The 12,467-nt window shown below is 66.7% G+C and carries 12 protein-coding genes and 2 pseudogenes; 6 read left to right on the top strand and 8 right to left on the bottom strand.

What is annotated here, in order from left to right:
- Positions 1-44: 44 nt before the first annotated feature.
- From ACP7AS_RS02160 to ACP7AS_RS02170, 3 genes are all read right to left on the bottom strand, one after another.
- Entirely contained in the window at positions 45-1,379 is a 1,335-nt protein-coding gene (locus ACP7AS_RS02160) for a sensor histidine kinase (protein WP_426027493.1), read from the bottom strand.
- A gap of 253 nt (positions 1,380-1,632) precedes the next feature.
- On the bottom strand, positions 1,633-3,267 hold the full coding sequence (locus ACP7AS_RS02165; protein ID WP_426027180.1) for a M28 family peptidase: 1,635 nt from the start codon (positions 3,265-3,267) through the stop codon (positions 1,633-1,635).
- A gap of 199 nt (positions 3,268-3,466) precedes the next feature.
- A complete protein-coding gene (locus ACP7AS_RS02170) occupies positions 3,467-4,675 on the bottom strand; it encodes an NAD(P)/FAD-dependent oxidoreductase (RefSeq protein ID WP_426027181.1) in 1,209 nt (402 codons plus the stop codon).
- 98 nt (positions 4,676-4,773) lie between these two features.
- Between ACP7AS_RS02170 and greA the strand changes: the two genes are divergently transcribed.
- Both greA and ACP7AS_RS02180 read left to right on the top strand, forming a co-directional pair.
- Complete coding sequence (gene greA, locus ACP7AS_RS02175; RefSeq protein WP_426027182.1) at positions 4,774-5,250, top strand: transcription elongation factor GreA; 477 nt, start codon at positions 4,774-4,776, stop codon at positions 5,248-5,250.
- 122 nt (positions 5,251-5,372) lie between these two features.
- Positions 5,373-5,525 carry a hypothetical protein gene (locus ACP7AS_RS02180; protein ID WP_305305119.1) on the top strand — a complete coding sequence of 51 codons (153 nt, stop codon included), beginning with the start codon at positions 5,373-5,375 and terminating at the stop codon, positions 5,523-5,525.
- A gap of 102 nt (positions 5,526-5,627) precedes the next feature.
- Here ACP7AS_RS02180 and groEL read toward each other — a convergent pair.
- Positions 5,628-5,813, bottom strand: a pseudogene (gene groEL / locus ACP7AS_RS02185) (chaperonin GroEL); the annotation flags it as partial.
- Positions 5,814-6,125: 312 nt separating this feature from the next.
- The gene (locus ACP7AS_RS02190; RefSeq protein ID WP_426027183.1) at positions 6,126-6,356 is read right to left on the bottom strand and encodes a hypothetical protein; all 231 of its coding nucleotides are present in this window, start codon (positions 6,354-6,356) and stop codon (positions 6,126-6,128) included.
- 373 nt (positions 6,357-6,729) lie between these two features.
- Here ACP7AS_RS02190 and ACP7AS_RS02195 point away from each other — a divergent pair.
- Positions 6,730-7,344, top strand: a pseudogene (locus ACP7AS_RS02195) (biotin/lipoyl-binding protein); the annotation flags it as partial.
- Between the two features lie 28 nt (positions 7,345-7,372).
- Here ACP7AS_RS02195 and ACP7AS_RS02200 read toward each other — a convergent pair.
- The gene (locus tag ACP7AS_RS02200) at positions 7,373-7,582 is read right to left on the bottom strand and encodes a hypothetical protein (RefSeq protein ID WP_426027184.1); all 210 of its coding nucleotides are present in this window, start codon (positions 7,580-7,582) and stop codon (positions 7,373-7,375) included.
- Positions 7,557-8,258, bottom strand: a complete 702-nt coding sequence (locus ACP7AS_RS02205; protein ID WP_426027185.1) for a hypothetical protein — start codon at positions 8,256-8,258, stop codon at positions 7,557-7,559. Before ACP7AS_RS02205 ends, ACP7AS_RS02200 begins: the two co-directional genes overlap by 26 nt.
- Between ACP7AS_RS02205 and ACP7AS_RS02210 the strand changes: the two genes are divergently transcribed.
- Positions 8,236-8,670, top strand: coding sequence for a hypothetical protein (locus ACP7AS_RS02210; protein ID WP_426027186.1), 435 nt, complete (start codon positions 8,236-8,238; stop codon positions 8,668-8,670). The two genes, ACP7AS_RS02205 and ACP7AS_RS02210, sit on opposite strands and share 23 nt — an antisense overlap.
- A 27-nt stretch (positions 8,671-8,697) precedes the next feature.
- On the opposite strand, the gene ACP7AS_RS02215 is transcribed toward ACP7AS_RS02210, so the two are convergent.
- Positions 8,698-8,937, bottom strand: a complete 240-nt coding sequence (locus ACP7AS_RS02215) for a hypothetical protein (RefSeq protein ID WP_426027187.1) — start codon at positions 8,935-8,937, stop codon at positions 8,698-8,700.
- Positions 8,938-9,058: 121 nt separating this feature from the next.
- Here ACP7AS_RS02215 and ACP7AS_RS02220 point away from each other — a divergent pair, with 121 nt between their 5' ends.
- Positions 9,059-10,300 carry an HlyD family secretion protein gene (locus ACP7AS_RS02220; RefSeq protein WP_426027188.1) on the top strand — a complete coding sequence of 414 codons (1,242 nt, stop codon included), beginning with the start codon at positions 9,059-9,061 and terminating at the stop codon, positions 10,298-10,300.
- Positions 10,261-12,420: a peptidase domain-containing ABC transporter gene (locus ACP7AS_RS02225; RefSeq protein ID WP_426027189.1), complete on the top strand. Its 2,160-nt coding sequence runs from the start codon at positions 10,261-10,263 to the stop codon at positions 12,418-12,420. The genes ACP7AS_RS02220 and ACP7AS_RS02225 overlap by 40 nt, the downstream gene beginning before the upstream one ends.
- Positions 12,421-12,467 lie beyond the last annotated feature (47 nt).

Below are 12,467 nucleotides of genomic sequence, written 5' to 3' on the forward strand. Positions count from 1 at the left end.
CGCGGTGGGAAGGGAACCTGGTGCCTCCCGCCCGCCCGGCGGGCTCAGAGGTGCAACTCGACTCCGGTCGGGATGGTCGCGGTCCAACGCAGACCGTCGCGGCCGAACTCCATATCCACCTCGCCGCCTGTCGCGCCTTCAAAGACCTTTGTCAGCAACAGCGAGCCGAAGCCCCGATTGCGACCCGTCGCAAAGGCGGGCTCTGCTGCCGGGGCAGGACCGCCCCGTTCCCGCCACGACAGGCGCAATTGGTCAGGGCGGGTTTGAGCCCAGCTCACCGCTACCTTTCCGGCCCGCGCGCGGAGGCTGCCGTGTTTGAGCGCATTTGTGCCGAGCTCGTGCACGGCCAAGGAGAGATAAGGAGCAAACTTGCCCGGGAGCAGCACTTCGGGCCCGTCCAGTTCCACGCCTTCCAGATGCGATAATTGCCGAGCCAACAGGCCTTGCAGGGAAAACCTGTCGTCCGACATCGTCAGCAGTGAGTCCTGGGCGTCCGCCAGAGCGACGAGCCGGGCTTCTACAGCGTTGATGAAGGCGTCTGGCACCGGTGTTGCACGCGCGGACTGCCGAACGATGGCCTGAACGACGGCGAATACGTTCTTGACCCGGTGTCCCAGTTCCTTCGCCAGAATTTCCAGCTTTGCTTCGTTCAATCTGCGTGCGGTGACGTCCAGCGCACTGGCGACCACACCCGGCCGCCCGTCCGGCAGTGTCGAGGGCGACGCCTGAATATCCCACCACGTCCTCCCGTCGCCGATAAGGACCGAAATCTCCTCGGTCTGCATATGACCAGTCTCGATGGTCCGGCGCAGGATGACCTCGAGAGGTGCTCCAACCTCCGGCCCGACGAATTCCGAAGGGGTTCTGCCGAGGCACTCCGCCGGTACATTGTGCGCCCAAACATACTTCAGCGTTTCGTCATGCTCAGACATGGCCAGACCTGAGATGTTCGTCGCCAGCGCGAACCGATCTGCAGTCGATCGCAGTTGAACGAGGCTGTCATCCAACTGGCGATTGCGAGCCAGAAGCGCCTCGTCAGCACGGCGGAGTTCGGTCATGTCCTCATTCACTCCGACCATGCCGGCGAAGACTCCGTCTTCATTGTAATAGGGTCGGGCGCGCGTTTTCAGGATCCGCACTTCTCCGTCCGCTCGCCGGTATCGCCCTTCACAGGTGAATGCGCGCTGTGCCGCCATCGCGGCTGCAAACGGCTCGAAAACCACGGCCTGATCCTCGGCGAGCAGACTGGAGCTCCAGTCGAAGACGCCGCACTCATCGGGTTGCAAGCCCCAGAACTCACGCATTGCGCGGCTCAGAAAAACGCAACGGCCGTTGCAGTCTCCGCGCCACAACATGGCGGGAGACTCCTCAGCAAGCATGGCCAGGCTCAAGGTATCAAGCGCCGACGCAGTCAAAGGGCGGCCTTGGCAAAGCCAGCAGTGGCGTCAGGTACACTTGGCATCTTTACCCCCGTGATACAGTCAAGCTACTCGAATCTGCCAAACGCCTTTTGAGGAGAATAGTTCACAACACCATGTTGCCGGGGCTTCCGGTATCAACCGTCAACGTCCGCAGCGGGTCGGGAACAGAAAGCCTTATCGGGTCGAAAAGCGGACCCTCTGACGCCCCCTCCTACTGCCGCCGCCCCGCCGAAGCCTGCCGCGCCGCCTCGAACTCCGCGCCTGCATTCCACTCCGGCCAGTCGCCGCTGTCGGCCAAGTCGCGGCCCACGGCGTACAGCAGGTCCACGTCCACCGCTGCGGCGTCCATCACCCAGTCCGGCGTCCATTCATCCGACGGCTGGTGATAGCGGTGGGCGACATAGTCGCGGCTGGCGGCGTTGTGGCCGGTAAAGCCGGCCGCGCCGAACAGGGCCGGCACGCCCTTTTTGGCCAGGGGGAAATGGTCCGAGCGATAGAAGCCGCCGGCCTGCGGGGCCGGGTCGGGGATCAGGGTGCGGCCCTGTTCGGTCGCGCGCCGCTCCAGCCACCGGTCGGTCTGGCTCTTGCCGGCGCCCATGACCACGATCTGCGGCGAGACCTCGGTGCCGGGCAGGAAGGAATCCATGTTGATGTTGACCACCGTCGTCTCCAGCGGCCAGACCGGGTTGGCGGCATAGTATTCCGAGCCCAGCAGGCCCGCCTCCTCGGCCGTCCAGGCCGCGAACAGCACCGACCGCTCGGGCGGCGTCCCCGCCCTGAACAGCCGCGCCAGTTCGATCAGCCCGGCCACGCCCGTCGCATTGTCGACGGCCCCGTTATAGATGTCGTCGCCGTCCTTCGGCGTCGCCCGGCCGAAGGCGTCCCAGTGGGCCCCGTACATCACCGTCTCTTCGGGATGCAGGGCACCGGGGATGCGGGCCAGGATGTTGCGGCTCTCGATCCGGTCGGCGATCTGGCCGAAATCGATCGACATCGTCACCCCGTCCAGCGTCACCGGCGTGAATTCCGGCGTCCGCGCCGCCTCGCGCAGGGCCGCATAGTCCAGCCCCGCATCCCGGAACAGGGCCTGCGCCTCCGCCCCCTGGATCCAGCCCTGGGCCGCGACCCGCTCGGCCTCGGGATCGGCGCGCACAATGTCGAACTTGGGCGCGGTCGACGAACTCTCCAGCGTGCCCCAGCCATAGCCGGCCCCCGCCGTATCGTGGATCACCAGCACCGCCGCCCCCCCCTGCCGCGCCGCCTCCTGGAATTTGTAGGTCCAGCGGCCGTAGAAGGTCATGGCATTGCCGTCGAACCGCCCGGCCACCGGATGACCCTCGGGCGCGCCGAAATCGGGGTCGTTGACGATGACCAGCAGGACCTTGCCCTTCAGGTCCACGCCCTTGAAGTCGTCCCACTGCCGCTCGGGCGCGTCGACGCCATAGCCGGCGAAGACGATCGGCGCGTCGGTCAGGGTGATGTGGTTCACCGGCCGGTCGCTGGACAGCAGCACCTGCGGGCCCCGCTCCAGCGTCCGCGTCTGGCCACCGGCACGGACCGTGACCGTCGCCGGCCCGTCCTGCCGCGTCCGGCCCAGCTGCGCCGCCTGCACCCACGAGCCGTCCGGCCCGCCCGGCTCCAGCCCCAGGGCCTGGAACTGGCCGACGACATAGTCGACCGTCTTCTGCTCACCCGGCGTCGCCACGCCCCGGCCCTCGAATTCGTCCGAGGCCAGCACCCGCACGATCTCGTTCAACCGGGTGCCTTCGGCGTGCTGGGCGAGGGCGGGGGTGGCCGACAGGAAGGCCGCAACGGCGGCGGCGAGGAGAAGGCGGTGCTGGGTCATGCGACGGTTCTAGACCCTTCGATCAGAGACCGTCACTCCCTACAGGCCGTCACCCTCGGGCTTGACGCGAGGGCCGGATTTTCCGGTGCGCCGTCGACGCCGATGGTTCGCTTTCCGCGAGGCCATCCCTGCCAGCGCGTCCGCCTCCGCATCTGATCCTCGGGTCAAGCCCGAGGATGACGGCGGAGAAGAGGGAGCGTCACCGCCCCGCCAGCCACCGCACCACCCCGTCCGCCGCCACAGCCCCCGAGGCCATCGACGCCTGCAGCAGATAGCCGCCCGTCGGGGCCTCCCAGTCCAGCATCTCTCCGGCCGCGAACACGCCCGGCATCGCCGTGATCATCAACCCCTCGTCCAGCTGGTCCAGCCGCACCCCCCCCGCCGACGAGATCGCCCACGCCAGCCCTTGCACCCCGGTCAGGGTCAGCCGCACCGCCTTGATCCGCCTCGCCAGCTTGTCCGCGCCCGCCGGCAGCTCGCCGGGAATCTCGCGCAGCAGCCCGACGGCCGGGGCCGACAGCCCCCCCGCCTTGCGCAGCCAGTTGGTGACACTGTCCTTGCCGCGCGCCTTCGCCAGCCGCCCGGCCAGCGCCTCGACCGACAGGTCCGGCCGCAGGTCCACAGTCAGGGTCGCCGTCCCGTCCCGTTCGATCGCATCCCTCAGCCCCGCCGACAGCGCATAGACCGCCCCGCCCTCGATGCCGTAGCGCGTCAGCATGGCCTCGCCGCGCACCGTCTGATCCTCGTGGGTCAGGGCGACCGGCTTCAGGGGCTGACCGGCGAACCGCCCGGCGAACACCTCCGACCAGCTTACATCGAAGCCGACGTTGGACGGCCGGAACGGTGCGACCGCCACACCCTCCAGCCTCTCCGCCCAGGCTCCGTCCGAGCCCAGCCGCGGCCAGCTGGCCCCGCCCATGGCCAGCACCACGGCGTCGGGCCGCTCGACCCGCTCGCCTTCCGGCGTCTCGAACACCCACGCGCCGTCCCGACGTCCGGCCCATTTCGACCGCGTCCGCACCTCGACGCCCAGAGCGGCCAGCCGCGCCAGCCACGCCCGCAACAGCGGCGAGGCCTTCATCGCCCGCGGGAACACCCGGCCCGACGAGCCCGTGAAGGTCGCCTGCCCCAGCCCCTCGGCCCAGCCGATCAAATGCGTCGGTGAAAACTGCTCCAGCCAGGCCGCGACCGCCGCGCCCGCTGCGCCATAGCGTCCGACGAACCCCGCCATGGGCTCGGCGTGGGTCAGGTTCAGCCCGCCCCGCCCCGCCATCAGGAATTTGCGCCCGACCGACGGCATGGCGTCGTGCACCACCACCGTCAGCCCCGCCTGCGCCAGCCGCTCGGCCGCCATCAGGCCCGCGGGCCCGGCCCCGATGATGTGGACAGTCTTCGGTGAGTCACTCATGGCCGACCCACTACCCCCTTCCGGCCGCCCCGTCTCTCCGTGCATCCCGGGAGAAAAGTGAGACGGGAACACCCACATCGCGCATACGCTCATCCCCCATGAGCGTCGCCTTCACCCGCGAGGAGGATCTGGAGGCCACGGCCGCCGATCTTCCCGACCGTCCGATCTCCCCGCACCCCAATCTGGTCACGCCCCCGGGCCTGGCCGCGATCGAGGCCGCCCTGGCCTCGGCGCGCGCGGCGTACAGCGCCGCCCAGGCCCACGGCTCGATCGAGGCCGACCGCACCGCCATGGCCCGCGCCACCCGCGACCTGCGCTACTGGGCGGCCCGCCGCGCCACCGCCCAGCGGGTCGAGACCGAACCCGAAGGCCGCGTCCGGTTCGGCGGCTCGGTCACCCTCCTGCGCGAGGACGGCCGCCGCCAGACCTGGCGCATCACCGGCGAGGACGAGGCCGACCCCGCCGCCGGTTCCGTCAGCCACGTCTCGCCCCTGGCCGTCGCCCTGATGAACAAACAGGTCGGTGACGAAGCCGTCGTCGCCGGCCAGACGGTGGAGATCATCGCCGTCGATTGAGCGTCAACGGTTGCCCCCGCCCCCCGCTTGCCCCACCTTGTGGCGGACGGCGCTGGTGCAGCGCCCCCGGCGCTCAAGTAGCGCGAAGCGCGGTAGCGCAACCAAGAAGGAAGAAGCCGCCGATGGCCCGTAAGCCCAACTACAGTTTCGAGCGTCAGGAACGCGATCGCGCCGACGCCAAGAAGGCCGCCGAAAAAGCCGCCGCCAAGGCCGAGAAAAAAGCCGCCGCCGCTGCCCGCAAGGAAGCCGGCCTGCCGCCGCTCGAGGACGACTGACGCCCCAAGCCTCGCAGCTGGTTTGCCGCGAGGGAATAGGATGGCCGGTTTTCGCTGGACCGCAATGAAAAAGGGCGGCCCCATCGCCGGGGCCGCCCTCTTGATTTCAGCCGGTGACTGAAGGATTGACCCCCGCCTTACCTTGCCGAGCCTGTCGAGGGTGACGGTCTCGAGCTTGATGCCCAGGTCTTCCGAGATGACCTGGCCGTCGGTCAGGACGGCGATGTCTTCCAGCATCGACTTGCGGCGGTCGCCGAAGCCCGGGGCCTTGACGGCCGCGACGTAGAGGAAAACGGATGTGCGCCTTCATTTCGTGATGTGGATGAGTGGGCTTGAAGAATGAGGGATAACGCTTTCGCGCTATCCCTCTTAACTCATATCGCCCGTTTGATTTCTACCGACAGACTTCATTAGAGACGACGCGACCCGTTTCGGAATTCGTCGTGCTCGTCGCTACACAATCATCCGAGTTAATGTTCGCAATCGAAGAGCCTGCCGACCAACCCAAAACTCCCAACAAGAATGTAATAACGACAGCAGGGAGCCAAGGCACCCGATTAAAGCCCTCGGACTGAAAGGATTTCATCGGGAAATTCTCCACTAGGTGCAACGCTTGCTTTCCGTCACCGTGTTTCCGTTGGTCGTCGTTGTCGTAACGCAATCGTCGGAACTGAGGTGACTAACAGCGGCAATTGTCGCGACTGCAACCGTCGCTACTCCCGCCACGATGTGCGGAATGAACGGCACCAAAGCAACAAAAATTGGCCCGCCTGCCACGTCCTCGACCTCGTCAAACGTCAGTTCACGCACGTCCATTGCCAAAGCCGTCATGGCTTCCTCCTTCGGTTAGAAGTTGATGTGTGTGCAATCCGGCCAAAAAGAGCGAGATTCCAGCAGATTGGGAAGTTATGCGGGGATGTTCGGCTGCGTATCGCCGCCGTATGGACCCGTTCCGGTCGGGACAGGCTGCCCGGGAACCCACGGCCCTACGGGCGGGACCACAATATCCTCGATACCGCCGCCTGCGACGGCCTCGATCTCAGTTCGACAAAGTTCACGCACGTCCAAAGCCAGAGCCGTCATGGCTCCCTCCTTCAGCTAGAAGTTGATGTGCGCGATCCGGATCGCAACTACAGGATTGCATCCGCCCCTCCGGATGAGTCAAGCCGGAGACCGTCATTTTTCCCGCCAAGGGTGCGTCAGATTGCCCGACCTGTTTCGCAAGGAAGCCGTCACCCACGCCACCCGCCGGCTGGCGGGCGAGGTCTTGCTGGCCTCGTCCGTCCCGTCCCGCGTGCTCGCCGGGCTGATGGTCGCCGTCGTTCCAAGCGGCGCGGCTTTCGCCGCCACTGGCTCATATGCCAGGAAGGAGACTGTGGTGGGCTGGCTGACGCCCGAGGCAGGCATGATCCGGCTGGCCGCGCGCCAGGGCGGGATCGTCTCCTCCCTCCATGTGCGTGAGGGCGACACGGTCACCGTCGGCCAGCCCATCGCCACACTGACACTGTCCTCGGCGCTGGAAGGCGGTGATCGTTTCGCGGCCCTGTCGCGCAGCCTGGACGTGCAAGGCTCCGCGGCCCGGGCGCGCGCCGCCGCAGGTCTGGCTACCCTGGCCGCAGAGCAGCGCCAGATGGCCGATCGCCGCGCGGCGCTCAACCGGGAGATGTCGGAGACCCGCCGCCGTATCGGGCCGCAGGACGAGCGCCTCGCCCTCGTGCGCGCCGAAGTCGTCCGCGCCGGGACCATCGCCGCCCAGGGCTTCCTGACCCGCCGGGACCTGGAGGCACGGCGCGGTGCCGAGTTGGCTGTGCAGCAGGATGGGTTGATGAGGTGCGAGTGCGCCCAACTCAAATGGTGACCTTCTTGGCCTTGCCGAGCATGTCGATCGTGACGTTCTCCAGCTTGATACCCAGGTCTTCCGAGTTGACCTGGCCGCCGGTCAGGACAGCGATGCCTTCCAGCATCGGCTTGCGGCGGTCGCCGAAGCCGGGGGCCTTGACGGCAGCGACGCGCAGGCCGCCGTGCAGCCTGTTACTGCTGCGGCTGCGGCTGCGCACTGCCGCTCAGGCTCGCGCGAAACAGCTCATCCACCGAACCGCCATTTGCTTCGAGCTCCCGCTCTATTCGCTGACTCCGCTCGTAGAAAAACAGCCCCTGGGTCCGCCGGCCTTCAGCGATCAACTGCGACGCCGTCTCATCGGACATGCTGCGCCAGCCTGACACATAATCGGCGTAACCTTCCACAACCCAGGTGGGGTAGTAGTGATGGCTGAGAGACCCGAAGCGCTGGCGGATCAAAGTATGGGTCCGCTCGTGGGCGATGACACCGGACAGGTCCCGCGCCGGAACGGGGTCCCCACTGTACCAAACCTGGTCCTTCAAAACGTTCGATCGATTGACCACAATGGTTTCGACCACCGGCCGCGAAAGGGCCAGCGCCGTTGAGCCGAGAGTCAGCAGCCGCCAGCGGACGCCCCCGTTTGTGAGATAGACCGGCCGCTTCAGGACATCGGGCGTGAACAGCGGGCTCGTCCGCACGAGAGTGTCCGCGCGACCGACGACGCCCTCAATCTCGTCGGGGATCGGGCTTTCCGAAAAGACCGGCGTGGCACCGACCATCCTCTTATGGGGGAACAGCAGCAGAGGCGGATGAAACACGCTGGCGATCAGGTAAATGCCGGTAACTGAAGCCGTGACCGCCAGCGAAAGAATGACCGCAAACCGTATCGACACCTGGGTCTGTTCCCTACGATCTACACGAATCCAGGCCAGGACCCGGGATCCTGAGGCGAACGACAACCAAATCGCATCTCCGATCAATCATCCGGAGATTGGTTTTTCCTGCACCGCAAAACTACCGCCGCCAGCGCGCAACCAGTCTGACCAGAAAACCAGCGCCGGAATACCCCGCCGCGCCAGCCAGCGCCGCCAGGAGAAGCAAAAAGACCAACTCCGTCGTGGGCCTTTGGCCAGTTTCCAGCAGGAACTTTCCGGCATAAAGGGCCGAGCCGACTACAGCCCCTATGACCAGATCGACCTTGAGGCTTCCTCGGAACACAGATTCCACTGCCGCTTCCCCCATTCTGAAAGCCAAGGGTCATCACCAATGGACATCGCCTTCAAGCCCAAGGTGATGACCCGATAGCTGGCGTCGAGTCAGGTTTCCATCTCACTATTGGGGTTTGGTTCCGCCCCCTTCGACGCGGTCCGAACCTTCGCCGGCAGGGGTCGCCGACAACGCCAGCATGCACAGGGCGAGGAAGCCCACTGGCGTAAAGGCCATCCTCACAGCGAAAGTGACCAGTGAGCTGCCCACAGCCTCTCTGACATCATCCCACGTTATCTCCCCGCCACTAACCAGATCAATCTCTGCGAAACTCAACTCACGCACGTCCAAAGCCAGAGCCGTCATGGCTCCCTCCTTTAGCTAAAGTTGATGTGCGCGATCCGGATTGCAACCTGAGGATTGTAAGCCCCCACCGCCTCTGTCAAGGTGAATTCGTATTCCAGATTGTAGAGGGCGCAATCCATCCGTGTCCGACATGTTTCGCAAGGAAGCCGTCACCCACGCCACCCGCCGCCTCAACGGCGAAGTGGTGCTGGCCACGCCGGTGTCGTTTCGCCTGATCGCCGCCGTGGCCGTGGTGGTGGTGGTCGGGGCCGCGTTGTTCGTGGCCACCGCCTCCTATGCCCGCAAGCAGACCGTGGTCGGCTGGCTGACGCCCGACGCCGGCATGATCCGGTTGTCCGCCCGCCAGGGCGGGGTGGTCGAGACCGTGCATGTGCGGGAAGGCGACACGGTCGTGGTCGGCCAACCGGTCGCCACCCTCAAACTGTCCTCGGCCCTGACCAGCGGTGACGCGTCCGCCGCCCTGATGCAAAGCTTGGCCGCCCAGACAGCCGCCGCCGGATCACGCGCCGCCGCCGCCCGTTCAACCCTGGCCGCTGAACAGCGCCAGCTGACCGCCCGCCGCGCCGCCCTGGGGCGCGAACTGGCGGAGACCCGGCGGCGAATCGCCCTGCAAAGCGAGCGTGTGACCCTGGCCCAGGCAGAGGTCGAACGGGCGGAAACCATTGCGGCGCAAGGCTTTCTACCCCGGCGCGAGCTGGACGCCCGCCGCTCCGCCGCGCTCGGCGCCGCACAGGCCCTGTCGGAACTCGACTCCTCGGCCCTGTCGTTCGAACGTGAAACAGGCGAGGTGACGGCGCGGCTGGCGGCCATCCCCATCGATCTGCAGGCCGCCGGGGCTGAGGCCCGCGCCGCCGGGGCCGGCCTGGACCAGCAGCGCACCCAGACCGAGGCCCAGTCCACCTATGTGGTCGTCGCCACCGTGGCGGGCCGGGTCGTCGCCCTGCCGGTGCAGCGCGGCCAGACCGTGGCGCCGGGGGCCTCACTGGCGGTGGTGACGCCGCAGGGCTCGACCCTGGAAGCCGAGCTCTACGCCCCCTCCCGCGCCGCCGGCTTCGTGCGAGAAGGGCAGGAGGTGCGGCTGCTGTATCAAGCCTTCCCGCATCAGAAATTCGGTACGGGCGCGGGCACGGTGACCTCGGTCTCGCGCACCGTTCTCGCTCCGGCCGAGGTCGCGATCCCCGGTCTTCAGGTCCAGGAGCCGGTGTTCCGGGTGCGCGTGGCCCTGGCCCGCGACAGCGTCTCCGCCTATGGCGAGACCCTGCCGCTTCAACCCGGCATGCTGTTGTCGGCCGATGTGGTTATCGACCGGCGCAGCCTGCTGGAGTGGCTGCTCGACCCCCTCTATGCGGCGGGGCGGCGCTAGTGAACCTGCCGGCTGAACTGAATTTCGCCCGGCGTCGGCGACTGCCGGTCATCCAGGGGGCCGAGGCGGCGGAATGCGGCCTCGCCTGTATGGCCATGGTCGCCCGCTATCACGGGCACGATGTCGATCTGAACGGCATGCGCCAGCGGTTCTCATTGTCGATGTCGGGCGCGACCCTGCGCAGCCTGATGGGTCTGGCCGAACCGCTGGGGCTGGCCGCCCGCGCCCTGCGGGTCGAGATGTCCGCGCTCGACAAGGTGCGGCTGCCCGCCGTGCTGCACTGGGACCTCAACCATTTCGTGGTGCTGAAGAGCGTCGGCGGCGGCAAGGCCGTGATCCACGACCCGGCCATGGGCGCGCGCACCTACAGCCTGAAAGAATTCTCCAACCATTTCACAGGCGTGGTGCTGGAGCTCAGCCCGGCCGACGCCTTCGAGAAGATCACCGCCAAGGCACCGATCAAGCTGACCAGCCTGTGGTCGCGCATGACCGGGTTCTGGAGCGCCTTCTTCCAGATCTTGGGCCTGTCGCTGGCGCTACAGGTCGCGGTCTTCGCCCTGCCGTTCCAGATGCAGCTGGTGGTCGACGAGGCCATTTTCCGCGCCGACCGCGACCTGCTGACCGTGCTGGCCATCGGCTTCGGGGCGCTGGTGGTCATCCAGGCCTTGATCGAGGCCCTGCGCGGCTGGGCCTTGCAGGTGTTCGGCCATCTGCTGACCTTCCAGATGGTCGGCAATATCGTGCGCCATCTGATGCGTCTCCCGGCTGACTGGTTCGAGAAACGCCACGTCGGCGACATCCTGTCGCGCATCGGTTCGGCCGGGGCGATCCAGGACGTGCTGACCCGGGGGGTCATCGCGGCGATCATCGACGGCCTGATGGCGGTGATCGCAGTGGTGATCCTGTTCCTCTATTCGCCCATCCTGGCGGGCGTGGTGATCGGCGCGGTCGCCCTGAACCTCGCCATCGCCTTCGCCGTCTTCCCGGCGCTCAAGGCGCGGATGGAAGAGCAGATCGTCGAACGGGCGCGCGAACAGTCCCACCTCATGGAGACAGTGCGCGCCGCCAACACGATCAAGATCATGGGCCGCGAAAGCGAACGCGAAAGCTCCTGGCGCAACCTCTACGCCAATGTCACCAATGCGGCGGTGTCGGTGGGCAAATACAATATCTCGCTGGGGTTTACCCAAGGGGTGATCACTGGATTGCAGACCGTGCTGGTGATCTATCTGGGTGCCCGCACCATCATCGCCGGCGACGGCTTCTCCGTCGGCATGCTGTTCGCCTTCCTGTCGTTCCGCCAGACCTTCACCGACCGCGCCAATGCCCTGATAAATCAGGCGATGCAGTTCCGCTTCCTCAACCTGCATCTGGATCGGCTGTCCGACATCGTCACCGCCGAGCCTGAAGCGGGCCAATGGATGGCTCCGCCCATTCAGGTGCGCGGCGGGATGGAGGTGAAGGATCTGTCTTTCCGCTACGGCGCGGCCGACCCGCTCGTCCTGAACGAGATCAATCTCACCATTCTGCCGGGCGAGTTTGTCGCTATCACCGGCCCGTCGGGCGGCGGCAAGACCACCCTTATGAAGCTGATGCTGGGCCTGCGGACGCCCGGCACGGGGACCATCACCCTGGACGGCCAGCCCGCGACGCCCGAGCTGTGGCGGGCCTGGCGCGAGCGCGTCGGGGTGGTGTCCCAGGATGATCGGCTGCTGTCGGGCACCATCGCTGACAACATCGCCTTCTTCGACTCGGACCTGGACATGGAGCGCGTCCAGCAAGCCGCCATGGCGGCCCAGATTCATGGCGATATCGCCCGGATGCCGATGCAGTATCTGTCGCTGGTCGGCGACATGGGCTCGACCCTTTCGGGCGGTCAGAAGCAGCGGGTTCTCTTGGCCCGCGCCCTGTATCGCCAGCCGGCGATTCTGGTTCTGGACGAAGGCACGGCCAATCTCGATGTCGAGACCGAGGAGCTGATCGCCGAACTGGTCGCGGCCCTGCCGGTCACCCGGATTGTGGTCGCGCACCGGCCAGCGTTGCTGCGCCGGGCTGATCGGGTTCTGACCGTAAGCCAGAACCGCCTGGTCGAAATCAGGCTTGAGGCCGAAGCGGCATAGAAAAAGGGCGGGCCCGTCTCCGGACCCGCCCTCCTTGTTCGTTCAGC

This window comes from Brevundimonas sp. TWP2-3-4b2, assembly GCF_049897345.1.
Classification (GTDB): Bacteria; Pseudomonadota; Alphaproteobacteria; order Caulobacterales; family Caulobacteraceae; genus Brevundimonas.

What these genes read in the sequence shown, in the direction of transcription:
- ACP7AS_RS02160 (WP_426027493.1), bottom strand. Translation starts at nt 1,379, where the DNA reads ATGCTTGCTGAGGAGTCTCCCGCCATGTTGTGGCGCGGAGACTGCAAC.
- ACP7AS_RS02165 (WP_426027180.1), bottom strand. Translation starts at nt 3,267, where the DNA reads ATGACCCAGCACCGCCTTCTCCTCGCCGCCGCCGTTGCGGCCTTCCTG.
- ACP7AS_RS02170 (WP_426027181.1), bottom strand. Translation starts at nt 4,675, where the DNA reads ATGAGTGACTCACCGAAGACTGTCCACATCATCGGGGCCGGGCCCGCG.
- greA (WP_426027182.1), top strand. Translation starts at nt 4,774, where the DNA reads ATGAGCGTCGCCTTCACCCGCGAGGAGGATCTGGAGGCCACGGCCGCC.
- ACP7AS_RS02180 (WP_305305119.1), top strand. Translation starts at nt 5,373, where the DNA reads ATGGCCCGTAAGCCCAACTACAGTTTCGAGCGTCAGGAACGCGATCGC.
- ACP7AS_RS02190 (WP_426027183.1), bottom strand. Translation starts at nt 6,356, where the DNA reads ATGACGGCTTTGGCAATGGACGTGCGTGAACTGACGTTTGACGAGGTC.
- ACP7AS_RS02210 (WP_426027186.1), top strand. Translation starts at nt 8,236, where the DNA reads ATGACCGCAAACCGTATCGACACCTGGGTCTGTTCCCTACGATCTACA.
- ACP7AS_RS02215 (WP_426027187.1), bottom strand. Translation starts at nt 8,937, where the DNA reads ATGACGGCTCTGGCTTTGGACGTGCGTGAGTTGAGTTTCGCAGAGATT.